Annotated in this window: 22 protein-coding genes and 1 pseudogene; 12 read left to right on the plus strand and 11 right to left on the minus strand. The window is 67.4% G+C overall.

Features of this window, described 5'->3' with window-relative positions; genetic code table 11:
• The first annotated feature begins 30 nt into the window (after positions 1–30).
• Positions 31–1629, plus strand: a complete 1599-nt coding sequence (locus ACOTSS_RS14750; RefSeq protein WP_448688863.1) for an alpha/beta hydrolase — start codon at positions 31–33, stop codon at positions 1627–1629.
• A gap of 130 nt (positions 1630–1759) precedes the next feature.
• Here ACOTSS_RS14750 and ACOTSS_RS14755 read toward each other — a convergent pair whose 3' ends face one another.
• Genes ACOTSS_RS14755 through ACOTSS_RS14770 form a run of 4 tightly spaced genes read right to left on the minus strand, consistent with a single transcriptional unit; the run spans position 1760 to position 4534 of the window.
• Positions 1760–2518, minus strand: coding sequence for an isocitrate lyase/PEP mutase family protein (locus ACOTSS_RS14755; protein WP_448688864.1), 759 nt, complete (start codon positions 2516–2518; stop codon positions 1760–1762).
• Positions 2519–2559: 41 nt separating this feature from the next.
• The gene (locus ACOTSS_RS14760; protein WP_095388345.1) at positions 2560–2991 is read right to left on the minus strand and encodes a nuclear transport factor 2 family protein; all 432 of its coding nucleotides are present in this window, start codon (positions 2989–2991) and stop codon (positions 2560–2562) included.
• A gap of 14 nt (positions 2992–3005) precedes the next feature.
• Positions 3006–4067: a bifunctional DNA-binding transcriptional regulator/O6-methylguanine-DNA methyltransferase Ada gene (gene ada / locus ACOTSS_RS14765; protein ID WP_448688865.1), complete on the minus strand. Its 1062-nt coding sequence runs from the start codon at positions 4065–4067 to the stop codon at positions 3006–3008.
• Positions 4064–4534, minus strand: a complete 471-nt coding sequence (locus ACOTSS_RS14770; RefSeq protein ID WP_448688866.1) for a DUF1203 domain-containing protein — start codon at positions 4532–4534, stop codon at positions 4064–4066. The genes ada and ACOTSS_RS14770 overlap by 4 nt, the downstream gene beginning before the upstream one ends.
• 160 nt (positions 4535–4694) lie before the next feature.
• Here ACOTSS_RS14770 and ACOTSS_RS14775 point away from each other — a divergent pair, with 160 nt between their 5' ends.
• Both ACOTSS_RS14775 and ACOTSS_RS14780 read left to right on the plus strand, forming a co-directional pair.
• Complete coding sequence (locus ACOTSS_RS14775; RefSeq protein ID WP_448688867.1) at positions 4695–5516, plus strand: DUF2306 domain-containing protein; 822 nt, start codon at positions 4695–4697, stop codon at positions 5514–5516.
• 52 nt (positions 5517–5568) lie between these two features.
• On the plus strand, positions 5569–7128 hold the full coding sequence (locus tag ACOTSS_RS14780) for a S1C family serine protease (protein ID WP_448688868.1): 1560 nt from the start codon (positions 5569–5571) through the stop codon (positions 7126–7128).
• Positions 7129–7140: 12 nt separating this feature from the next.
• Here the strand turns inward: ACOTSS_RS14780 and ACOTSS_RS14785 are convergent, their stop codons facing one another.
• Complete coding sequence (locus tag ACOTSS_RS14785; RefSeq protein WP_448688869.1) at positions 7141–7818, minus strand: dienelactone hydrolase family protein; 678 nt, start codon at positions 7816–7818, stop codon at positions 7141–7143.
• A gap of 257 nt (positions 7819–8075) precedes the next feature.
• Between ACOTSS_RS14785 and ACOTSS_RS14790 the strand changes: the two genes are divergently transcribed.
• From ACOTSS_RS14790 to ACOTSS_RS14810, 5 genes are all read left to right on the plus strand, one after another.
• Positions 8076–8642 (plus strand): F0F1 ATP synthase subunit delta, encoded by a 567-nt coding sequence (locus tag ACOTSS_RS14790; protein ID WP_448688870.1) that lies wholly within the window; start codon positions 8076–8078, stop codon positions 8640–8642.
• A 38-nt stretch (positions 8643–8680) separates the two neighbouring features.
• Positions 8681–10210 carry a F0F1 ATP synthase subunit alpha gene (atpA, locus tag ACOTSS_RS14795; protein ID WP_448688871.1) on the plus strand — a complete coding sequence of 510 codons (1530 nt, stop codon included), beginning with the start codon at positions 8681–8683 and terminating at the stop codon, positions 10208–10210.
• 101 nt (positions 10211–10311) lie between these two features.
• The gene (locus ACOTSS_RS14800) at positions 10312–11193 is read left to right on the plus strand and encodes a F0F1 ATP synthase subunit gamma (RefSeq protein WP_448688872.1); all 882 of its coding nucleotides are present in this window, start codon (positions 10312–10314) and stop codon (positions 11191–11193) included.
• Between the two features lie 24 nt (positions 11194–11217).
• Positions 11218–12753: a F0F1 ATP synthase subunit beta gene (gene atpD / locus ACOTSS_RS14805; protein ID WP_448688873.1), complete on the plus strand. Its 1536-nt coding sequence runs from the start codon at positions 11218–11220 to the stop codon at positions 12751–12753.
• A 152-nt stretch (positions 12754–12905) separates the two neighbouring features.
• On the plus strand, positions 12906–13163 hold the full coding sequence (locus ACOTSS_RS14810) for an ATP synthase F1 subunit epsilon (RefSeq protein ID WP_095388666.1): 258 nt from the start codon (positions 12906–12908) through the stop codon (positions 13161–13163).
• 272 nt (positions 13164–13435) lie between these two features.
• On the opposite strand, the gene ACOTSS_RS14815 is transcribed toward ACOTSS_RS14810, so the two are convergent.
• Positions 13436–13897 carry a DUF6265 family protein gene (locus ACOTSS_RS14815; RefSeq protein WP_448688874.1) on the minus strand — a complete coding sequence of 154 codons (462 nt, stop codon included), beginning with the start codon at positions 13895–13897 and terminating at the stop codon, positions 13436–13438.
• Between the two features lie 148 nt (positions 13898–14045).
• On the opposite strand from ACOTSS_RS14815, the gene ACOTSS_RS14820 reads away from it, so the two are divergent.
• Entirely contained in the window at positions 14046–15530 is a 1485-nt protein-coding gene (locus ACOTSS_RS14820) for a CpaF family protein (protein ID WP_448688875.1), read from the plus strand.
• Between the two features lie 12 nt (positions 15531–15542).
• On the opposite strand, the gene ACOTSS_RS14825 is transcribed toward ACOTSS_RS14820, so the two are convergent.
• Positions 15543–15734 (minus strand): hypothetical protein, encoded by a 192-nt coding sequence (locus ACOTSS_RS14825; RefSeq protein ID WP_448688876.1) that lies wholly within the window; start codon positions 15732–15734, stop codon positions 15543–15545.
• Positions 15735–15813: 79 nt separating this feature from the next.
• On the opposite strand from ACOTSS_RS14825, the gene ACOTSS_RS14830 reads away from it, so the two are divergent.
• Positions 15814–16635, plus strand: a complete 822-nt coding sequence (locus ACOTSS_RS14830) for a class I SAM-dependent methyltransferase (protein WP_448688877.1) — start codon at positions 15814–15816, stop codon at positions 16633–16635.
• Positions 16636–16908: 273 nt separating this feature from the next.
• Complete coding sequence (gene aat, locus ACOTSS_RS14835) at positions 16909–17670, plus strand: leucyl/phenylalanyl-tRNA--protein transferase (protein ID WP_448691361.1); 762 nt, start codon at positions 16909–16911, stop codon at positions 17668–17670.
• 44 nt (positions 17671–17714) lie between these two features.
• On the opposite strand, the pseudogene ACOTSS_RS14840 reads toward aat, so the two are convergent.
• From ACOTSS_RS14840 to ACOTSS_RS14855, 4 genes and pseudogenes are all read right to left on the minus strand, one after another.
• A pseudogene (locus tag ACOTSS_RS14840) lies at positions 17715–18116 on the minus strand (DUF2155 domain-containing protein); the annotation flags it as partial.
• An 8-nt stretch (positions 18117–18124) separates the two neighbouring features.
• Positions 18125–18511, minus strand: a complete 387-nt coding sequence (locus ACOTSS_RS14845; RefSeq protein ID WP_448688878.1) for an NADH:ubiquinone oxidoreductase subunit NDUFA12 — start codon at positions 18509–18511, stop codon at positions 18125–18127.
• A gap of 76 nt (positions 18512–18587) precedes the next feature.
• Positions 18588–19049, minus strand: a complete 462-nt coding sequence (locus ACOTSS_RS14850) for a DUF192 domain-containing protein (protein ID WP_448688879.1) — start codon at positions 19047–19049, stop codon at positions 18588–18590.
• A 33-nt stretch (positions 19050–19082) separates the two neighbouring features.
• Entirely contained in the window at positions 19083–19613 is a 531-nt protein-coding gene (locus ACOTSS_RS14855) for a hypothetical protein (RefSeq protein WP_448688880.1), read from the minus strand.
• A gap of 223 nt (positions 19614–19836) precedes the next feature.
• Here ACOTSS_RS14855 and ACOTSS_RS14860 point away from each other — a divergent pair, with 223 nt between their 5' ends.
• Positions 19837–21588 (plus strand): fatty acyl-AMP ligase, encoded by a 1752-nt coding sequence (locus ACOTSS_RS14860; protein ID WP_448688881.1) that lies wholly within the window; start codon positions 19837–19839, stop codon positions 21586–21588.
• Positions 21589–21748: the final 160 nt, after the last annotated feature.

A 21748-nucleotide genomic window follows, 5' to 3' on the forward strand; every position in this document is an offset into this window, starting at 1 on the left:
CAGCGGGCGTCGCAGGGTTAGACCTGCGCCATGATCCGCTCCGTCTCGCACCGCGCGCTTTCGCTCCTCGTCCCCGCCATCGCCCTGGCGCTCGCCGCGCCGGGCGCCGTCCACGCCGACCCCGCGCCGCTCGCGGTGCCGGTGGTCACGGCGCAGGATATCGGCGGCGACGCGAGCGGCCGGCTGCTCGTCTTCGCGCAAAGGATCGAGCCTGGCGCCAAGCCGCAGGAGGAGGTCGATACCTCGCCCTTCGACCCGACCGGCACCGCGGTCGCCGCGCTCGAGGTCGCGCATCTCGCTCCGGACACCCCCGCGCTTGTCGGGACGGAAGCCGACGCCTTCCCGACCGCCTGGTCGAAGCTCGCTCCCGGCACCTACCGGCTGCAGGCGGTGCTCGACCGCAACCACGACTATAATTACGGCGGGCGCGGCGCGGGCGACCTCGTTTCGGCAGTGGTCGAGGCGACGCTGCCCGGCCCGGTCCCGACGCTGACGCTGTCCACCGAAATCCCGGCGCGCGGCTTCGACGCGCGGCTCGCATCGCTTCCCGCCGACAAACGCGCCGAAGTCGAAGCGGGATTGAAGAATGTCGAGGCGGTCGACATCCCGTCGAAGCTGATGACCGGCTTCTCGGGCCGCGCGACCGCGATCAAGGGCTGGGTCGCGCTGCCGCCGGGCTACAAGGAAGGGAAAGGCACCTATCCGACCGCCTATTCGGACGGCGGCTTCGGCAGCACGCTCGACAGCGCGAAGATGAACGCGGCGGGCGTCGCGGCGATGATGGCGAAGGGCGAGATGCCGCCGATGATCTGGGTGATCCTCGACCATCATATCGCGACCGGAACCCATGAATTCGCCGATTCGGCGAACAACGGCCCATGGGGCGCGGCGCTGACGACCGAGGCGATCCCGGCGCTCGAAGCCAAATATCGCATGGACGCGCGCGCCTCGGGACGCTTCCTCAACGGCCACAGCTCGGGCGGCTGGTCGACCCTGTGGCTGCAAGTCGCCTATCCCAAGGTCTTCGGCGGCACCTGGCCGACCGCACCCGACGCCAGCGACTTCCACGACTTCACCAATATCGACATCTACGCCGCGAACGCCAATGCCTATGCCGGCGCCGACGGGCAGGATTTCCCGCTGATCCGCGACAAGGGCAAGGTGATCGCGACGCTCCGTCAGTTCGCGCAGCTCGAAGCCGCGCTCGGCGCCTATGGCGGCCAGTTCGCGAGCTTCGACTGGGTCTTCTCGCCGCGCTGCCCCGACGGGCGCCCGTGTCCGCTGTTCGACCGCGCGACCGGCAAAATCGACCCCGCGGTCGCCGGCTATTGGCGCGACCATTACGACATCGCGCATATCGTCGCGCGCGACTGGACGCGTCTCCAGCCCGACCTCGACGGCAAGATCCACCTGATCGTCGGCGACGCCGACACCTTCTACCTCGACGGGCCGGCGCGCCGGCTGAAAGCGGTGCTCGACGGGCTCGGCGCGAAATCCTCGTTCCGCTTCGTCCCCGGCCGCACCCATTTCGACCTCTACAGCGAGGGCGACGACCGGATGGCGCTGATGAAGACCATCGCCAAGGAGATGTATGCGGTGGCGCGGCCGGAGGGGGCGAAGGCGCCCTGACCCACCCTCGTCATTGCGACCCGGCGAAAGCCGGGGGAAGCAATCCAGGGCGGTTTACGCCATGCTGGATTGCCGCGTCGCTTCGCTCCTCGCAATGACGAATCCGATGAGCGTCGCGCCCTTGCTGCCCTCAATAATCCGGCTCGTCCCCGCCCAGCACCTGAGCCGCCTGCCCGGTCAGCCACGCCATCGCCGCCGCCCACGGCTGGTGCCCGTGGCTGATCCGCGCGACGCCCAATCCAGCGAGCTCCCTGTGCGTCGGACCGCCCTTGCCGCGCAGGATATTGACCGGCAGCGGGGAGCCCTCGCAGATCGCGCCGATGCATTTCGCGTCGGCGAGGAAGGGCACGAACAGCCCGCCCGCCCCGGCGTCGGCATAGGCGCGCGCGCGTTCGAGCGTCGCGGCAACGAGCGCGTCGCCGTCCTTCGCTGCATCGGCCCCGCGAAACACATCGCAGCGCGCGTTGACGAAGAGGCCGGTATCGGCCGCCGCGCGATAGCGCGCGGCCGCTTCGCCGACCGGCAGGAGCTCGTTCGCGCCGGGCAGCCGGTCCTCCATGTTGATCCCCGCCGCGCCCGCCGCCCGCGCGCGACCGACCGAGGCGCCGACCGCCGCCGCATCGGCGCCATAGCCCGATTCCATGTCGATGGTGACGGGCAGCCCGGTTACCGACAGGATGCGCGCGAGATTTTCGAACACATCCTCGATCGGAAAGTCCTCGCCGTCGGCCCGCCCCTGCGCGCCCGCGACGCCGAAGCTGCCGGTCGCGATCGCCTTCGCGCCCGCCGCGGCCACCGCCTTCGCGCTTCCCGCGTCCCAGATGTTGACGAGGATCAGCGGGTCGCCCGGAACATGCAGCGCGCGGAATTCGGCAATCTTGTCAGTCATGCGACAACTCCCATGGGTTCGATGTGGATGGCATTTGCGCCTCAGACGATCTGGCCGGCCGGCGCCGAACCGAAGACCTGATCACGGCCGCCCTGCGTATCCATATACTCGCGGATACGATGGACGCGCGTCCCTTTCATTTCAAAGATGAAGACATAATCGATCGCATAGCGACGCCCGTTGGCCAAGGTCGCGCTCTGGCGCTGCTCGAACACGACGCGCTCGCCCTCGGCGGTCACCGAAATCGGTTCGACCCGCATGCCAGCGGAAAACAGCCTCGGAAAATCCTCGAGGATGAAACGGATGATTGCGTCGGGGCCGATCATATGATCGGTCACCCCCAACGCCATCGCCGTCGCGTTACGCGGCGGCGCCCGCCATTCGACATCCTCGGTCAGGACCGCGCGAATCGCGTCGGCATCGCGCGTCGCAAAGGCGCGCCAGATGGCGAAAGCGGCTTCCTTGCCCTGCATGGCGCGCGCCTTTTTCAGAATTCGCCGAGGCGGCGCTGCGCAGGCGCGGATTCGCGGCGCAGCAACTCGTCCTTGATCTCCAGCCCATAGGCGTAGCCGCCCAGAGACCCGTCGCTGCGCACCACGCGGTGGCACGGGATGAGCACCGCCACGTTATTTGCGCCATTGGCGCTCCCCGCCGCGCGCACCGCATTGGGCTTGCCCACCGCGGCGGCGATATCGCTATAACTGCGCGTCTCGCCCGCGGGAATTTTCCGGAGCTCGCGCCACACCGCTTCCTGAAAGGCGGTGCCCTTCACGTCGATCGGGATATGGTCGAAGCCCTGCGCGGGCGTCTCGACCGCGTCGACGACCTCCTTCAGCAGCGCCTCGAACTCGGCGCCGCCCTCGACCAGCATCGCGGCCGGGAAGCGGTTCTCCAGCGCCTCGCGCCCCTCGGCGAACGACAGACGGCACACGCCCTTGTCGGTCGCCGCGACCAGCATGTCGCCGAGGCTCGTCGGCACGACCGCCCAGTGGATCGTCGCGCCCTTGCCGCCATTCACCCAGGCCGAAGCCGTCATACCCATGCGTCCCTCCATATGTCCGTAAAAGCGCGAAGGCCCCGAAAAGCCGGCGTCATAGATTGCGTCGGTCACCCGTTCCGCGTCGCTCAGCGCCGCGCGCGCCCGCTCCTCGCGCAGCGCGCGGGCATAGGCGGCGGGCGACAGGCCGGTGTGGCGGGTGAAGACGCGCTGGAAATGGGTCGGCGAATAGCCGGTGCGCTGCGCAAGATCGGCGAGCGCGAGCGGTTCCTCGCTTCCCTTGATCGCGGCGATCGCCGCGATCACCGCCGCCTCGTCGCGCCCGACGTCGTCGGGCAGGCAGCGCTTGCACGGGCGCAGCCCCGCCGCGCGTGCGCCGGCGCCGTCGGCAAAAAAGCGGACGTTCGCCCGCAAGGGCTGACGCGCGCCGCAGCTCGGCCGGCAATAGATGCCGGTGGTCAGCACCCCGACGATGAAGCGCCCGTCATGGGCCTTGTCGCGGCGGCGCATCGCCTCCCAGCGCTCGTCGTCGGTCATCGCGGCGAAGCTCATGGCTCGTCCCTTTCGATCCGCGCGGCGAAACAGCCGTAGGCGGCGTTATGCGCGTCGATATAGGTAGTGGCGGGGTCGGCGAACAGGTCGCGGATCGCGCCGTCGGCTTCGCCCGGCCCCGCGAGCCGCGCGGTTCGCAGCATTCCCTCGCCGTCGAAGGCGCGTAGCGCGAGCGTACGGCCCGCGAACACCGGCGGCGGGGCGTTGCGCCAGGTCGCCGCCGCGACGCCCTGCTGCACATAGATAGCATAGGCGCTGCGATAGGGTGTCGCCACATCGTGGTGGACATGGTGGAGCAGGATCAGTTCCTCGCCCGCGCGCGCATCGTCGAGGCTGATACGGCACGGGAAGCCGCGGTCGGCGTCCGCCGTCACCCGGCGGGCGCCGCGCGCCGCGAGTTCGGCGTCGCTCATCGCGAACAGCGGCGCGAAGGGTTCGGGGTCGAGGCCGGTAATGGCATAGGTCATATCGTCGTCCTTTCTCGTCTTGATCCCCTCTGCCACGCCGCGCCGATCAACGCGTCCCGATGCTTGCGTTCAAAGCGCGAAGCCCAAGTGTATTACTGTATTATATCATTGACTCACCTGTGGATCTCGGACATCTTTGCGCCGATTCGAAGGAGAGCTCATGGCGACCGTCGACGCATCGTTCGCGCCCGCCCGTTCCGCGCGGCGCATCGACTGGCTCTCCCGCGCCGCGACCTTATGCTATCTTTCGATCGCGGCGGGGCAGCTTCTCTTCACCGCCTTCATCCTCTTCTTCTACTATCCCTCGTCGCTCTCGGGCGATTTCGCTGCATGGAACACCAAACCCCTGATCAAGGGCTTCGTCGCGGGCGATACGAGCGGGAATCTCTTCTTCGCCGCGCATGTCGTGATGGCGGCCGTCATCACCTTCAGCGGGCTGGTCCAGCTCGTCCCCGCAATCCGCGGCCGCTGGCCCGTCCTTCACCGCTGGAACGGGCGACTCTATCTGGTCAGTGCGTTGATGCTGTCGCTCGGCGGCTTGTGGCTGACCTGGGGACGCGGGACGTGGCTCAATCTGACGGGCGCGTTCGGCATCACGCTCGACGCCCTCCTTATCCTGGCTTTCGCCGCCATGGCTTATCGAACCGCCCGTGCGCGCCGCTTTGTCGAGCATCGCCGCTGGGCGCTGCGTCTTTTCGCGGTCGCAAGCGCGGTATGGTTCATGCGCGTGGGTTATATGGCCTGGGGCATCGCGACCGGCGGCGCGGGGATCGGCCGGGCGATGGACGGTCCCTTCGACCTCTTCCTTGCCTTTGCCAATTCGCTGCTGCCGCTTGCCGTGACGGAGCTCTATCTCCGCGTCGGCGCGCGCGGAACGCCAAGGGCCAAGGCGGGCATCGCAGCGCTTCTGCTACTCAGCGGCCTCGTCATTCTCATCGGCAGTGCCGGGGCCTGGATGATGATGTGGGGCCCCTATATCTAGGGTCCGACCCGGGCGCGCTTGCCTTCGCCGCCTCAGCGATTAGGGTCGCCCCATGACCCGCCTGATCACGCTGCTGCTCGCCCTTTTCGCTCTCACCCTGCCGGCGCGCGCCGCCGACGACATCAGCGCGGTCTCACGCAGCGTCGTCCGCGTCGTCACCGTCGCGATGGTCGAAGGCGAGGTCGTCGGCTTCGGTCACGGCAGCGGCATCGCGCTCACACCGACGCGGATCCTGACCAACGCGCATGTCGTCGAATCGGCCGCCAAATATCCGCAGAATGTCGCGCTCGGCGTCGTCCCGTCGGAGGGGCAGAAAAGCTATGCCGGCAAGCTGATCGCGATCGACACCAAGCGCGACCTCGCGCTGATCGAAATCACCGAGGGACGCGTGCCGTCGGCCGCCATCTACACCGGCCCGCTCGATTCGGGCGCCGACGTCGTCGCCCTGGGCTATCCGGGCAACGTCGACCTCGCGACCGCGCGCAGCGCCGCCGACTATATCACCCCGCGCACCCCGGTGCGCAGCGAGGGCAATATATCGAACACCCAGAGCGTCGACGGCATCGCGACGCTCGTCCACACCGCCAAGATCTCGCGCGGCAATTCGGGCGGGCCGCTCGTCGACCAGTGCGGGCGCATCGTCGGTATCAACACCTTCATCACCCGCGCCGACGATGGCGATTCGCCCTTCGCCTTCGCGATTTCGGTGCGCGAGATCGCGCGCTTCCTCGCCGATGCGCGGCAGGACTACACCAGCGTCGGCACCCCCTGCCTCTCGCTCGCCGAAGCGTCGGAGCGCGACCGCGCCGCGACCGATGCCGAAGCGCGCGCCACCGCCGAAGCGAATGCCGCCAAGGCCGCGGCGGCGAAGCTCGAACGCGAAGCGAAGCTGCAGCGCGCGAACGACGCCGCGCTGGTCTCGCGCGAGAATCGCATCGCGCTCGCCGGGGTGCTCTTCGTCCTCGGCGCGCTCGGCGGCGGCGCGGGCCTGCTCTTCTACAGCCAGCGGAAGCTGCGCCAGGCCAAGATCGCAGGCGGCGGCGGCGCGGCGCTGATCCTGATCGCGGCGATCCTGTTCCTGACCCGCCCCGACGCGCACGCCGACGTCGCCGACGATGCGGCCGCCGACCCCGCCGCGACGCCCGCGATCCCGGCGCTCGCCGAGGGCAGCTTCCTCTGCACGATCCAGCCGAACCGCAGCCGCATCACCGTGTCGTCGACCAACGACGTTCCGGTCACGCTCGGCAAGGGCGGCTGCGTCAACCAGCGCACCCAATATGCGCAAGGCTCCGACGGGCGCTGGCAGCGCATCCTCGTTCCCAATGAGGAAGCGACGGTGACCATCGCGTCGATCGACCCCGCCGGGCAGGAATATCGCGTCGACCGCTATCTGCTCGACGCCGAGACGATGGCCAAGGCGCGCGAGATCCGCGCCGGCGCGACGATCAAGGGCTGCACCGCCGACGCCGAAGCGCTTGCCGCCTTCGCCACCCAGCAGGAAGCGATCAAGAGCGCGCTGCCGCCGACCCCCAACGAGCGGCTGGTCTACGAATGCCAGAAGCTCGGCGGCCCGGCGGCGAAGCAGGCGGCGTCCGCCGCCGCGAAGGAATAAGGGTCTCGCCCCCTATCCCCCGCACGCCTTGAACAGCATCAACGTCCGCTCGCGCGCGAGATCGGCGCTCGGCTCGTGATAATCCTTGCGGCGGTCGCTGTTGAAGCCGTGCCCCGCCTCATAGACGAAGACCTGCGCGGTCGGATGATCCTTGGCGATCAGCGCCTCGACGCCTTCCATCGGGATGCCGGCATCGAAACGGCCGAAGTGCGCGATCGCCGCGCACCCCGGCGCCTCGTCGGCGAACTGCGTCGGCACCAGGCTGCCGTAATAGGCCGACGCGGCCGCGAGGTCGGGGCTGATCTGCGCCATCCGCCACGCGACCGACCCGCCATAGCAATAGCCGGTGATGAAGACGGGACCTTTGCCCTTGAGCGCGTCGATGCAGGTCTGCGCGTCCTTCAGGCTTTGCTCGAACGGGTGGAGCGTCCGCGCCAGTTCGATCGCGCGCTCGAACTGCGGCCCCGAATAGTCGCTCTCGAACCCCGGATGCTCGCGGTCGAACAGCGCGGGGGACAGCACCTCATAGCCGTCGGCGGCATATTCGTCGCATAGCTCGCGGATATGGTCGGTGACCCCGAAGATTTCCTGGATGAGGACAAGCCCGCCGCGGCGCTCGCCCTCGGCCCGGGCGTGATAGACCGCAATCTCCGCACGGTCGTCCATCGTCATCCGGATCATCTCGCCCATGAACCTTCCTCCGTTTCCCGTTCGCCCTGAGCTTGTCGAAGGGCCGTTCTTCCTTCGCCACTTAGGAGAAAGGACGGTCCTTCGACAAGCTCAGGACGAACGGACATGGGGTCCTGTGGTATAAGCCCCCACCCCCGCCTTGCATTGCAGCAAAATCGTTGCTACGCGCGCCGCGACTGTGCAGCGGGGGCATCTTCGGACGCCATGAAATCCGCGCAGCCATCCCCCTCGGGATCGTTAAAGAAGGACTTTCGCGCGTGGAGAATTCCGGCGGCATTCAGGGCAACATCACGGCGGGCCTCGCGGGCCGCTATGCCAGCGCGCTGTTCGATCTGGCGCGCGAATCGAACGCCATCGACAGCGTTCAGGCCAGTCTCGCCGCGCTACGCCAGGGGCTCGCCGATTCGGCCGATCTTGCAGCGCTCGTAGCCAGCCCCGTCGTCAGCCGCACCGACGCCGCCAACGCCGTGGCCGCCGTCGCCAAGGCGATGAAGCTCGATTCGCTGACGACCAGGTTTCTGGGCGTGCTCGCCGAAAACCGCCGTCTCGCCGACCTTTCCGGCATGATCGGCGCCTTCGACGCGATCGTGGCGGCGCACCGCGGCGAAGTGACCGCAAAGGTCACCAGCGCGCACCCGCTCAGCGCCGAGCAGATCAAGGCGCTCGCCGCCAATCTCAAGACCCGTGTCGGCCGCGATGTCAGCATCGCCACGACCGTCGACCCCGCCATCCTCGGCGGCCTCGTCGTCCAGCTGGGCAGCCAGCTGATCGACGGCAGCATCCGTACCCGTCTCAATAGCTTCGCACAGGCGATGAAGGGCTGAAAAGCCCTACGCCACACTGCCCGATGAAAGGCTGAATAATGGAAATCCGCGCCGCTGAAATCAGCAAGGTCATCAAGGACCAGATCGCCAATTTCGGGACCGACGCCACGGTCAGCGAGATCGGCTCGGTTCTCTCGGTCGGCGACGGCATCGCCCGCGTCCACGGCCTCGACAATGTCCAGGCCGGTGAAATGGTCGAGTTCGCCAATGGCGTGAAGGGCATGGCGCTCAACCTCGAAGCCGACAATGTCGGCATCGTGATCTTCGGCTCGGACTCGGAGATCAAGGAAGGCGACACCGTCAAGCGTACCGGCACGATCGTCGACGTCCCCGTCGGCAAGGGCCTGCTCGGCCGCGTCGTCGATGGCCTCGGCAACCCGATCGACGGCAAGGGCCCGATCAAGGCCGACAAGCGCATGCGCGTCGAGGTGAAGGCGCCGGGCATCATCCCGCGCACCTCGGTCCACGAGCCTGTCCAGACCGGCCTCAAGGCGCTCGACGCCCTTGTCCCCGTCGGCCGCGGCCAGCGCGAACTGATCATCGGCGACCGCCAGACCGGCAAGACCGCCGTCGCGATCGACACCTTCATCAACCAGAAGGAAGCGAACAAGGGCACCGACGAATCGAAGAAGCTTTACTGCATCTACGTTGCCGTCGGCCAGAAGCGCTCGACCGTCGCGCAGATCGTCCGCCAGCTCGAAGAAAATGGCGCGATGGAATATTCGATCGTCGTCGCCGCGACCGCGTCGGAGCCCGCACCGCTGCAATATCTCGCGCCCTACACCGGCGTGACGATGGGCGAGTTTTTCCGCGACAACGGCATGCACGCCGTGATCGTCTATGACGACCTTTCCAAGCAGGCGGTCGCCTATCGTCAGATGTCGCTGCTGCTGCGCCGCCCGCCGGGCCGCGAAGCCTATCCCGGCGACGTCTTCTATCTCCACAGCCGCCTGCTCGAGCGCGCCGCGAAGATGAACAGCGACAATGGCTCAGGCTCGCTCACCGCGCTGCCGATCATCGAAACGCAGGCGGGCGACGTGTCGGCCTACATCCCGACCAACGTGATTTCGATCACCGACGGCCAGATCTTCCTCGAAACCAACCTGTTCAACGCCGGTATCCGCCCCGCGATCAACGTCGGTCTGTCGGTGTCGCGCGTCGGCTCGGCCGCGCAGACCAAGGCGATGAAGAAGGTGTCGGGCTCGATCAAGCTCGAGCTCGCACAGTATCGCGAAATGGAAGCCTTCGCGCAGTTCGGTTCGGACCTCGACGCCTCGACGCAGAAGCTGCTCAACCGCGGCGCGCGCCTGACGCAGCTCCTGAAGCAGCCGCAGTTCCACCCGATGCCGTTCGAGGAACAGACCGCGTCGATCTTCGCCGGCACCAACGGCTATCTCGACACTGTCGCGACGACCGACGTCTCGCGCTACGAGCAGGCGATGCTCGCCTATCTGCGCAGCGACCACGCCGACGTGCTGAAGGCGATCCGCGACAGCAAGGATCTGGGCGACGACGCCAAGAAGGGTCTGGTCGCGGCGCTCGACGCCTTCGCCAAGATTTTCGCGTAATTTTCCGTCATCCCAGCGAAAGCTGGGATCGCTTCCGGGATGGAGTGACAGTCCGATACCGATCCCAGCTTTCGCTGGGATGACGAATTAAAGGGGCCGTAATGGCATCGCTTAAGGAACTCAAAGGGCGGATCGTCTCGGTCAAATCGACCCAGAAGATCACCAAGGCCAAGAAGATGGTCGCCGCGGCGAAACTGCGCAAGGCGCAGGCCGCGGCCGAGGCCGCGCGTCCTTACGCCGAGCGCCTCGAAGGCGTCGTCGCCAGCCTCGCATCGAAGGTCGGCGCGTCGGATTCGGCGCCGAAGCTGCTGGCCGGCACGGGCAAGAGCGACACGCACCTGCTCGTCGTGCTCAACAGCGACCGCGGCCTTGCCGGCGCGTTCAACTCGAACATCGTCAAGGCGGCGCGCGACAAGGCGCTCGAGTTGCAGGCCGAGGGCAAGAAGGTTCTCTTCTACCTCGTCGGCCGCAAGGGCCGCCCGGTGATCGCGCGCCTCTTCCCCGGCCAGATCATCGAACAGTATGAGACGACCGGCATCCGCGACATCGGCTTCGAACAGGCGCACGAAATCTCGGCGAAGGTGATGGAGCTTTACGAAGCCGGCGCCTTCGACGTCGCGCACCTCTTCTATTCGAAGTTCCGTTCGGCGCTGCTCCAGATCGCGACCGGGCAGCAGATGATCCCGGTCCCGCCGCCCGAAGGCGCCGCCCCCGGATCGGGGTCCGGGGCTTCGGTTGAATATGAACCCGACGAGGAGGCGATCCTCGCCGACCTCCTGCCGCGCAACGTCACCATCCAGATCTTCAAGGGCCTCCTTGAAAACGCCGCGTCCGAACAGGGCGCGTCGATGACCGCGATGGACAATGCGACGCGCAACGCGGGCGACCTGATCAACAAGCTGACCATCGTCTACAACCGCACGCGTCAGGCGGCGATCACCACCGAACTCATCGAAATCATCGCTGGCGCCGAAGCGCTCTAAGCTATCCAGGCAAGGAAGAAACTAATGGCTACCGCTCCCGAGAAGAAGGCTCCCGCCAAGAAGGCCGCCGCGCCCAAGGCTGCCGCGCCGAAGAAGGCCGCTGCTCCCAAGAAGGCGGCCCCCGCCGGCACCGCCACGGGCCGTATCGCGCAGGTCATCGGCGCCGTCGTCGACGTCCAGTTCACCGGCGCGCTGCCCGCGATTCTGAACGCGCTCGAAACCGACAACAACGGCAACCGCCTCGTCCTCGAAGTCGCGCAGCACCTCGGCGAAAACACCGTCCGCACGATCGCGATGGACGCGACCGACGGCCTGACCCGCGGCCAGCCTGTCACCGACACCGGCGCGCAGATTTCGGTCCCTGTCGGCCCTCAGACGCTCGGCCGCATCCTCAACGTCATCGGCGACCCGATCGACGAACGCGGCCCGGTCGGCACCGACATGAAGGCGCCGATCCACGCCAAGGCTCCCGAATTCGTCGACCAGTCGACCGAAGCCGCGATCCTCGTCACCGGCATCAAGGTCATCGACCTCATCGCCCCCTATGCCAAGGGCGGCAAGATCGGCCTGTTCGGCGGCGCCGGCGTCGGCAAGACCGTGCTCATCCAGGAACTGATCAACAACATCGCCAAGGGCCACGGCGGCGTCAGCGTGTTCGCGGGCGTCGGTGAACGCACCCGCGAAGGCAACGACCTCTATCACGAATTCCTCGACGCCGGCGTCATCGCCAAGGACAAGGACGGCAACCCGACCCCCGACGGGTCGAAGGTGGCGCTGGTGTTCGGCCAGATGAACGAGCCCCCGGGCGCCCGCGCCCGCGTCGCGCTCTCGGGCCTGACCATGGCCGAATATTTCCGCGACCAGGAAGGGCAGGACGTGCTCTTCTTCGTCGACAACATCTTCCGCTTCACGCAGGCGGGTTCGGAAGTGTCGGCGCTGCTCGGCCGCATTCCCTCGGCGGTGGGCTACCAGCCGACGCTGTCGACCGACATGGGCGCGCTGCAGGAACGCATCACCTCGACCAACAAGGGCTCGATCACCTCGGTGCAGGCCATTTACGTCCCCGCGGACGACTTGACCGACCCGGCGCCGGCGACCTCCTTCGCCCACCTCGACGCGACGACCACGCTGAACCGCGCGATCTCGGAACTCGGCATCTATCCCGCGGTCGACCCGCTCGACTCGACTTCGCGCGTGCTGACCGCCGCGACCGTCGGACAGGAGCATTACGAGACCGCCCGCCGCGTTCAGGAAACGCTGCAGAAGTACAAGTCGCTGCAGGACATCATCGCCATCCTCGGCATGGACGAGCTTTCGGAAGAAGATAAGCTGGTCGTCGCCCGCGCGCGCAAGATCCAGCGCTTCCTGTCGCAGCCCTTCCACGTCGCCGAAGTCTTCACCGGCATCCCCGGCAAGTTCGTCGCGATCGAGGACACGGTGAAGTCGTTCAAGGCGGTGGTCGACGGCGAATATGACCATCTGCCCGAAGCCGCCTTCTACATGGTCGGCGGCATCGACGAAGTCGTCGCCAAGGCCGCGAAGCTGGCCGAAGAGGCGTAATCCCTTATCCTCTCCCCTCTTCAGGGGAGAGGCAGCGAGACTTGCCGGCTTTGCCGGCTAGTCGCAGCGGGGTGGGCCAGAACGGCAGCGCCATGCCGGCGGCCCCACCCCAACCCCTCCCCTGAAGGGGAGGGGCTATAGGAACAGAAACTATGGCCCTGAAGTTCGAACTCGTCACCCCCGCCCGCCTCGAGCGGTCGAGCGACGTCTATATGGTCACCGTGCCGGGCAGCGAGGGCGATTTCTCGGTGCTCGAAGGCCACGCGCCCTTCATGGCGACGCTGCGCAACGGCCCGCTGACCATCTACGCGAGCGCGGGCGCGGCGCCCGAGACGATCGAGGTCGAAGGCGGCTTCGCCGAAGTGAACGAGGCGGGCCTGACCGTCCTCGCCGAACATATCGCGGGCTGACGCGCGCACGGCTTATCGCCGGATCAAAGGGGCCCTTCGGGGCCCTTTTCTTTGCCTGTCCTGCCGGGTGGGAATGCGGGCTTTGGGGTGGGAAGCGGACGTTTCCATTCCATTGTGTGCCCCGGCGAAAGCCGGGGTCCAGGGCGATAAAAAGCTAGGGATGCGCGACGAAGCCCTGGGCCCCGGCTTTCGCCGGGGTACACGTCGGATATGGCAGCAACCGGTCATGAACGGACGTTCTCTCGGCCCGCATTCATTGTGGCCTGACGCCCCTATCCCCCGCCGCCCATCCGGCCGTAATCCCAATCCTCGGCCTTGCTGCCGTCCATCAGCGAGATGCGCGCCTTCAGCCGGTTCCCCTCACGCCAATAGCGGATGCGCTGCGGATAATCATGCGCCGGGTTGGCGAACTCGATCATCCGCTCCCCCACCGCGACCATCGGGAATTCCGCCGCCGCCCCCCCGAACGGCTGCGCGACGAAGGCGAGCGTTCCGTCGGGCTTGCGCACGATCCGCGTATGCTCGAACACGCCGAGGGCGTCGCCCTTCCCGATTCGCGCCGCGCCGACCATGATGCCGCCGCGCGGCGGGGTCCAATATTCGTCGGCCCAGCGCCCTTCGGAGGCCGTCTGCTCCCACGCTCCCTCCATCCAGCCGGGCAGTTCGGGCGAATCGGCGGCCGCGAGCGGCGACGCCGCGAGCAGGGCCGCCAGCCCCAAGATCATGATTCGCATCGTCATTCCCCTCCTCCGCGCGGAACATCCCGCCGCGGCATTAGGAGAATATCAAAGTTTCCCCCTTATTCACCCTGCTCGACGGGGGTTCGCCAGCGAAAGCCGCGGCAACTCCCGCAATAGGACCGAAGCGAAGCAGGGTGAAACGATGAGTGCATTCGGACGCCGACCGGGAACCGCGGGCCGCCCCGCCTTTGGCGTGGCCAAGCCGATGCAGGGGGGCGCCGCCGGCGGCGGCCAGTTCCCCGCGCTCGATACGGCGCCGATCCCCGAGCCCGCGCCGGGCGGCCTTACTCCCGAGCTCGAGGCGATGGACCGGCTGAACCAGCGGTCGAGCGCCGAGGCGATGGAGCCCGAGAAGCTCCAGGGTTTCGAGGCGTCGGTGCACAAGATCAAGGAACAGGTGCTGCCGCGCCTGCTCGAACGCGTCGACCCCGAGGCCGCGGCGACGCTGAGCAAGGACGAGCTGACCGAGGAATTCCGCCCGATCATCCTCGAAGTGCTCGCCGAGCTGCGCATCACGCTCAACCGCCGCGAGCAGTTCGCGCTCGAGAAGGTGCTCGTCGACGAATTGCTCGGCTTTGGCCCGCTCGAGGAATTGCTCGCCGACCCCGACATTTCGGACATCATGGTCAACGGCCCCTACCAGACCTATGTCGAGCGCAAGGGTCAGCTCGTCATCGCACCGATCCAGTTCCGCGACGAACAGCATCTCTTTCAGATCGCGCAGCGCATCTGCAACCTGGTCGGCCGCCGCGTCGACCAGACCACGCCGCTCGCCGACGCGCGCCTGAAGGACGGCAGCCGCGTCAACGTCATCGTGCCGCCGCTGAGCCTGCGCGGCACCGCGATCTCGATTCGTAAATTCTCGGCCAAGCCGATCACGCTCGACATGCTTTGCCAATGGGGCGCGATGAGTCAGAAGATGTGCACCGCGCTGAAGATCGCGGGCGCCAGCCGCTTCAACATCGTCATCTCGGGCGGCACCGGCTCGGGCAAGACGACGATGCTCAACGCCCTCTCCAAGATGATCGACCCCGGCGAACGCGTGCTGACGATCGAGGACGCCGCCGAACTCCGCCTGCAGCAGCCGCACTGGCTGCCGCTCGAAACGCGCCCCGCGAACCTCGAGGGCAATGGCGCGATCCACATGGGTGACCTCGTCAAGAACGCTCTCCGCATGCGTCCCGACCGCATCATCATGGGCGAGGTCCGCGGCGCCGAATGCTTCGACCTGCTAGCGGCGATGAACACCGGCCACGACGGGTCGATGTGCACGCTCCACTCGAACAGCCCGCGCGAATGCCTCGGCCGTATGGAGAATATGGTGCTGATGGGCGACATCAAGATCCCGAAGGAGGCGATCTCGAAGCAGATCGCCGACTCGGTCGACCTGATCGTCCAGATCAAGCGCCTGCGCGACGGCTCGCGCCGTGTCACCAACGTCACCGAGGTGATCGGCATGGAAGGCGACGTCATCGTCACCCAGGAACTGTTCAAGTTCGAATATCTGGACGAGGACAAGGACGGCAAGATCGTCGGCGAATATCGCGCGATGGGCCTGCGCCCCTATACGCTGGAAAAGGCCCGCCAATTCGGGTTCGACCAGCCGTTTCTGGAGGCGTGCCTCTAGGCGCCGCCGCGCCTAGCCGCCCTGATGCAGCCACACCGCCGCGCTCAGCAGCGCGACCGCGACCGAGGCGAGCGCGATTCCGCGCCACGGCATGAAGCCGACATTGTCGACGTCGCGGCGGTGGCGGCGGCGCCAGTCGGCGACCTCGGCGACCCCGAACAGCGCGGCGGCGCCGATGCTGACCGACAGCATGGACACTTGCATTGATCGGGCTCCCTTCGCACTATGGCCGCCGCCCACCCGGGCCGGCGCGACCGGTCCTCCCCAGCCGAGAGGTGCCGATATGCGTCATTTTCCTTCCGTTGCAAGTGCCCTTCTGATCGCCGCCTGCGCCGCATGCAGCGCCCCGTCGGGCAAGGCCACCGCGCAGGAAAGCACCGACAAGGGCGCGATCGACGCCGCCGTCGCCGCGCCGAGCCGCACCCCCGCCAACACCGCGCGCGACCGCTATCGCCACCCCGCCGAAACGCTCGCCTTCTTCGGCGTGAAGCCCGGCGACACGATCGTCGAGCTGTGGCCCGGCGGCGGCTGGTACACCGAAATTCTCGCCCCGCTGACCAGGGCCGGCGGCGGCACCCTCTACGCCGCGGCGCCCGCGGGCCGGCTCAAGACGATCGAAGCGTGGCAGGCGGGCAAGCCCGACGTCTATGGCGCGGTCAAGCTCGCCGAATTCCCGAACAAGGACGGCACGAAGGTGCCCGACGGCAGCGCCGACGTCGTGTTGACCTTCCGCAACGTCCACAACTGGCGCTTCGACGGCAGCGACAATACCGCCGAGGCGTTCCGGCAGATCTATGCGATGCTCAAGCCCGGCGGCACTCTTGGCGTCGTCGACCACCGCCTGCCCGAGGCGATGGATTCAGCGCTCGAGGAAAAGAGCGGCTATATGAAGCGCTCGTCGGTCGTCGGCTTCGCCGAGGCCGCGGGCTTCAAGCTCGCGGGCGAAAGCGACGTCAACGCCAACCCGAAGGACACGCACGATTATCCGGGCGGCGTCTGGACGCTGCCCCCGACGCTGAGCCAGAAGGACGAGGGGCGCGAAAAATATCTGGCGATCGGCGAATCGGACCGCATGACGCTGAAATTCGTGAAGCCCGCGCCCTGACCCCGGGTCACAATCCGCCCTTCACGCGACCGAGGTTTGAAGCGATTTTGTTCAGGGCGAGGAAGTGAGGCGCAGGCATATAAGAATATTCCAAGGCTCGCTGACGCGGCCATGGGCAAAATCGGTCAAATCCCGGAGGGACGTCAAAATGGCTTCGATCTCGAACGAAAATGCCCTTGAAAACAGAACCACTGTTCCCGGCGGGCATTTCCGTCCGATCTCTTCGCCATTTTGACGCCTCGGTCGCGCGAAGGGCGGATTGTGACCCGTCACATTGGCACCATCGACCCCGCGCTGCTGCTCAGCGCCTATGCGCAGGGGCTGTTCCCGATGGCCGACGGGGCCGACGACCCGTCGGTGCATTGGGTCGAGCCGCGGCTGCGCGCGATCCTGCCGCTCGATGGCTTCCGCCTGTCGCGCAGCCTCAGGAAAACGATCGTCGCCGACCGCTTCCGCGTCACCACCGACACCGTCTTTCCGGACATGCTCGCGCTCTGCGCCGAGTCCGCCCCCGACCGGCCGACGACCTGGATCAATCCGGTGATCAAGGCGAGTTACGAGCGATTGTTCCGCCTCGGCCACGCGCACAGCGTCGAATGCTGGCTGGACGGCGAGCTCGCGGGCGGGCTCTACGGCGTGTCGCTCGGGCGCGCCTTCTTCGGCGAATCGATGGTCAGCCGGGCGCGCGATGCGTCGAAGGTCGCGCTCGCGCACCTCGTCGCGCGGCTGCGCGCGGGCGGCTGGCGATTGCTCGACTGCCAGTTCATCACCCCGCATCTCGCGAGCCTCGGCGCGATCGAAATCCCGCAGGCCGACTATCTCGCGCGGCTTTATTCGGTGCTGTCGGGCGCCGAGGGAGCGGCTGGCGCGGGCGCAGCAGGCGCGGCCGGCGGCGCCGCACTGCCTTCGCCACCGTTCGTCGCCGGCGACTGGGGGGCACTCGACGCCTTGGGCGCCGCACCCGATGCGGCCTTGGGCACCGACCGCGCGACGGGTTCACCGCCCGGATATGTCATCGCGCAGCTTTTGACATAGACGTCGAAGATCGGGTGCTGGATGATGTTGCGCTCGGGCCGTTCCTTGAAGATCCAGCCCGAAAAGACACGATACCATTTGTCGTCGCGCTGATCCTGCACCGTCAGTTGCACGAAGGCGCCGGTCTCGGGCGGATCTTCCCACGGCGCGGTCTGCTCGCAGGCGCGCAGGCGCACGATCGCGCGGCCGACGCGCACCGATTCGCCGGGCTTCATCTCAAGGTCGCGGACCAGCCCGTTGCGCTTGTTGAGCAGGCCGAGCACCGCGACGCGCTCGCCCATCGGGGTCGCGCCTTCGATGCCGCCGACTTCCTGCGGCACGGTTTCGGAGCGCACGACCTCGGGCGTCTTGGCGTTTCCGCCCGTCTTGTCCGCCGCGCGGTCGCATCCCACCAGCGCCGGAACCGCCAGCAGCAGGACGAGCGCGGAAGCAAGCGGACGCGGCATGACGAGGCTCACTCGGCGCCGGGCCGCCAGGCCTCGTAATCGCCGGTCGCGGCGGCACGGCGGCCGCCGCGTTCGAGCGCGCCCGCGGGGCGATAGGCGCCGAGGCTGCCGGTCAGGTTCGCGGTCGGATCCTTTTCCCACGCGCGCGGCGCAGGCAGCACCTCGGCGGGCAGTTCGTCGAAGGTGCCGTGCAGCCAGCCGTGCCATTCGGGCGGCACCCGGCTCGCATCGTTCGACCCCTTGTAGAGGACCCAGCGCCGCTTGCCGTCGCGCGAACGGAAATAGCGGTTGCCGAGGCCGTCCTCGCCGACCTGCGTGCCGGTGCGCCAGCTGTTCAACAACGTGCCGACGGTCGCGCCGTCCCACCAGGTGAAAATCTTGCCCAGGATGCTCATGGCTGCGGCGTTTACAGGTAAGGCCGTGCGCTTCGCAAGCGCGAAAGGGCGCGGCTCGGACGTTTATGCGCCCGCCTCAACGATCCTTCCAGCTCACCGTCGCATCCTCGTCGAGGCCGAGCTTCGCCGCGGTGCCGCCCGCGAGTTCGAGCACCGCCGCGACGTCGCCGCCGCTGACCACCGGATCGAGGGATTCGGGAATCGTGTTCTCGGCGATCCGGTCGATGCTGCCGTCGGCGCGGATGAAGATCATGTCGAGCGGGATCAGCGTGTTCTTCATCCAGAAGCTCGCGATCCGCGGCTTGGGAAAGGGGAAGATCATGCCGCCGTCGGCGGGCAGGCTGGTGCGGAACATCAGCCCGCGGGCCTGCTCCTCGCTGGTGCGGGCGACCTCGACGTTGAACTTGTGCGTCTTGCCGCCTTCCCGGATCGTCAGCGGGATCGTCGCCGCGCTTTCCGATTGGGCGTCGCTGTCCCTGGCGCAGGCGGACATCGGCATCGCCATCGTCAGAGCAAGAGCGGTCAAGATCACGCGCATCGGCACTTCCTTTCGCCAGAACGGGGGCTTTTCCTAGTCGAGCGCCGCGCCCTCGTCCAGCGCCGCCAGCGCCGCTTCGTCACCCGGCGCGATCGCGAGGATGCGGCGCGCGAGGCCGGGCGCGTGGCCCGCGCGCGCGAAGGCCGCGACCTGGCGCTCGCGCAGTGCGGGGTCGGCGGTCGGCCCGCTCGCATAGGGGCCGACCCGCCGCCGCCGTGCAAAGCCGATCGCCGCGGCGAACGCCGCCGCCTCGGCGCTTTCGATCGCCTCGCCCGCGTCGGCCTCGCCGATGCCGTCGACCCAGAGCTGCGCCTTCACCCGCCGCGCGCCGAGCCCGCGCCGCGTCATCGCCGCGCCGCGCATCGCCGCATATTGCCGGTCGTCGACGAAGCCGAGCCGCTCCATTTTCGCGACGACCGCTTCGCATGACGTCATGGCGTCCGCTTCGTCCGTCCAGTCGGATTCGCGTATCTTTCGAGCGAGATAGCGTGCCAGCTTGGCCCTGCTCGTCGCGAATCGCGCGACATAGGCGAGCGCCAGCTCGTCGAGCCGTGCGGCGTCCAACGACTTTTTCCGGCGGTCGGATGGAGCGCGGCGATTGGGCATATGCCATGTTTATGCCACAGTCGGGCCCGATTGAGAACGACCAGCGCCGCCATATCGGGCCATCAAGGTCCGAAAAGGGCCGATTTGTTCCACTTGCAAGGGATCGCCGAGCGCCATCATGGATCCGAAAGATGACATGCTTGTTGCCGCGCACCCCGCTTCCCGGGACTTTGCACCCCCTATGACCGAAAAAAACAACGTCGCACCGGACGAACTCGTCCCCACGCCCACCGAATGCGCGCAGCCGCGCCGCTTTTCGGACTTCGCCACCGTCGGCGAAGCGCTCGATTATGCCGCCGCGGGGACGCGCGGGCTCAATTTTCACGATCCGCGCGGCAAGCTGGTGCGCGCCTACAGCTATCGCGAGCTCAAGGAGGATGCGAAGCGCGCCGCCTACCGGCTCGTCGCCGCAGGCGTGAAGCCCGGCGACCGCATCGCGCTGATCGCGGAGACCGGCCCCGAATTCGCCGCGCTCTTCTTCGGCACCATCTACGCGGGCGCCTGGCCGGTCCCGCTGCCGCTCCCGACCAGCTTCGGCGGCCGCGAATCCTATGTCGGCCAGCTCATCGTCCAGCTCACCAGCTGCGACCCCGTGATGCTGTTCTTCCCGCCCGAGATCGCGGCGATGGCGACCGAGGCGGCCGAGGCGAAGGCTGTCGCCCCCGTCGACTGGAGCGAGTTCGAAAAGCGCGCCGCCCCCGTCACCGAGCTTCCCGAGCAGAAGACCGACGAAACCTGCTATCTCCAGTACAGCAGCGGCTCGACGCGTTTCCCGCACGGCGTCGCGGTCACCCACGGCGCGCTGCTCAACAATCTGTCGGCGCATTCGCACGGCATGCACCTCCAGGACAGCGACCGCTGCGTGTCGTGGCTGCCCTGGTATCACGACATGGGCCTCGTCGGCTGCTTCCTGTCGCCGGTCGCGAATCAGGTGTCGGTCGACTATCTCAAGACCGAGGATTTCGCCCGCCGCCCGCTCGCTTGGCTCGACCTGATCAGCCGCAATCAGGGCACGACCCTCAGCTATTCGCCGACCTTCGGCTATGACATCTGCGCGCGCCGCATCTCCAGCCAGACCAATGTCGCCGAGCGTTTCGACCTGTCGCGCTGGCGCGTCGCGGGCAACGGCGCCGACATGATCCGCCCCGACGTGATGCAGAGCTTCGTGGATGCCTTTGGCGAAGCGGGCTTCAAGGCGAGCGCCTTCCTGCCGAGCTACGGCCTCGCCGAAGCGACGCTCGCGGTCAGCATCATGCCGCCGGGCGAAGGGATCGTCGTCGAACTGGTCGAGGAAACCGAATTGTCGGGCGGCGCCGGCGACGCCGGCCGGCCGACGCGCTACCGCGCGATCGTCAACTGCGGCAAGGCCGTCAAGGACATGACGATCGAGGTGCGCGACGAGGCCGGCAACATCCTCCCCGACCAGACGGTCGGCAAGGTCTGGTGCACCGGCCCGTCGCTGATGACCGGCTATTACCGCGATCCCGAGGCGACCGCCGCCTGCATGGCCGACGGCTGGCTCGACACCGGCGACATGGGTTATCTGTCGGACGGCTACATCTATGTCGTCGGCCGCGCCAAGGACATGATCATCATCAACGGCAAGAACCACTGGCCGCAGGATATCGAATGGGCGGTCGAGCAGCTTCCCGGCTTCAAGTCGGGCGACATCGCCGCCTTCGCGATCACCGCGCCCGGCGGCGAGGAGACCCCCGCGGTGCTCGTCCAGTGCCGCACCAGCGACGAGGCCGAACGCATCGCGCTGCGCGAGACGATCCGCGACCGCGTCCGCGCGATCACCGGCATGAACTGCCTGGTCGAGCTGATCCCGCCGCGCACCCTGCCGCGCACCAGCTCAGGCAAATTGAGCCGCTCGAAAGCGCGCGCGCAGTATCTGGCGGGCGAAATCCAGCCCTTCGCGATGGCGGCGTAGCGGCTCGGAGCCACGACCTCTTCCTTCGTCATGCTGAACTTGTTTCAGCATCCATGGCCCGGTCTCTCCTTCTGCGCCGCGTCTCGTTCGCGGGCAGACCATGGACCCAGAAACAAGTTCAGGGTGACGAGGTATAGGGGATCGGCTTCGACCTCCCAAG

The sequence above is a fragment of the Sphingopyxis sp. NJF-3 genome (assembly GCF_053514865.1).

Excerpts from the sequence above, each read along its gene's own strand:
- ACOTSS_RS14750 (WP_448688863.1), top strand. The coding sequence starts at position 31 with ATGATCCGCTCCGTCTCGCACCGCGCGCTTTCGCTCCTCGTCCCCGCC.
- ACOTSS_RS14755 (WP_448688864.1), bottom strand. The coding sequence starts at position 2,518 with ATGACTGACAAGATTGCCGAATTCCGCGCGCTGCATGTTCCGGGCGAC.
- ACOTSS_RS14760 (WP_095388345.1), bottom strand. The coding sequence starts at position 2,991 with ATGCAGGGCAAGGAAGCCGCTTTCGCCATCTGGCGCGCCTTTGCGACG.
- ada (WP_448688865.1), bottom strand. The coding sequence starts at position 4,067 with ATGAGCTTCGCCGCGATGACCGACGACGAGCGCTGGGAGGCGATGCGC.
- ACOTSS_RS14770 (WP_448688866.1), bottom strand. The coding sequence starts at position 4,534 with ATGACCTATGCCATTACCGGCCTCGACCCCGAACCCTTCGCGCCGCTG.
- ACOTSS_RS14775 (WP_448688867.1), top strand. The coding sequence starts at position 4,695 with ATGGCGACCGTCGACGCATCGTTCGCGCCCGCCCGTTCCGCGCGGCGC.
- ACOTSS_RS14780 (WP_448688868.1), top strand. The coding sequence starts at position 5,569 with ATGACCCGCCTGATCACGCTGCTGCTCGCCCTTTTCGCTCTCACCCTG.
- ACOTSS_RS14785 (WP_448688869.1), bottom strand. The coding sequence starts at position 7,818 with ATGGGCGAGATGATCCGGATGACGATGGACGACCGTGCGGAGATTGCG.
- atpA (WP_448688871.1), top strand. The coding sequence starts at position 8,681 with ATGGAAATCCGCGCCGCTGAAATCAGCAAGGTCATCAAGGACCAGATC.
- ACOTSS_RS14800 (WP_448688872.1), top strand. The coding sequence starts at position 10,312 with ATGGCATCGCTTAAGGAACTCAAAGGGCGGATCGTCTCGGTCAAATCG.
- atpD (WP_448688873.1), top strand. The coding sequence starts at position 11,218 with ATGGCTACCGCTCCCGAGAAGAAGGCTCCCGCCAAGAAGGCCGCCGCG.
- ACOTSS_RS14810 (WP_095388666.1), top strand. The coding sequence starts at position 12,906 with ATGGCCCTGAAGTTCGAACTCGTCACCCCCGCCCGCCTCGAGCGGTCG.
- ACOTSS_RS14815 (WP_448688874.1), bottom strand. The coding sequence starts at position 13,897 with ATGCGAATCATGATCTTGGGGCTGGCGGCCCTGCTCGCGGCGTCGCCG.
- ACOTSS_RS14820 (WP_448688875.1), top strand. The coding sequence starts at position 14,046 with ATGAGTGCATTCGGACGCCGACCGGGAACCGCGGGCCGCCCCGCCTTT.
- ACOTSS_RS14825 (WP_448688876.1), bottom strand. The coding sequence starts at position 15,734 with ATGCAAGTGTCCATGCTGTCGGTCAGCATCGGCGCCGCCGCGCTGTTC.
- ACOTSS_RS14830 (WP_448688877.1), top strand. The coding sequence starts at position 15,814 with ATGCGTCATTTTCCTTCCGTTGCAAGTGCCCTTCTGATCGCCGCCTGC.
- ACOTSS_RS14845 (WP_448688878.1), bottom strand. The coding sequence starts at position 18,511 with ATGAGCATCCTGGGCAAGATTTTCACCTGGTGGGACGGCGCGACCGTC.
- ACOTSS_RS14850 (WP_448688879.1), bottom strand. The coding sequence starts at position 19,049 with ATGCGCGTGATCTTGACCGCTCTTGCTCTGACGATGGCGATGCCGATG.
- ACOTSS_RS14860 (WP_448688881.1), top strand. The coding sequence starts at position 19,837 with ATGACCGAAAAAAACAACGTCGCACCGGACGAACTCGTCCCCACGCCC.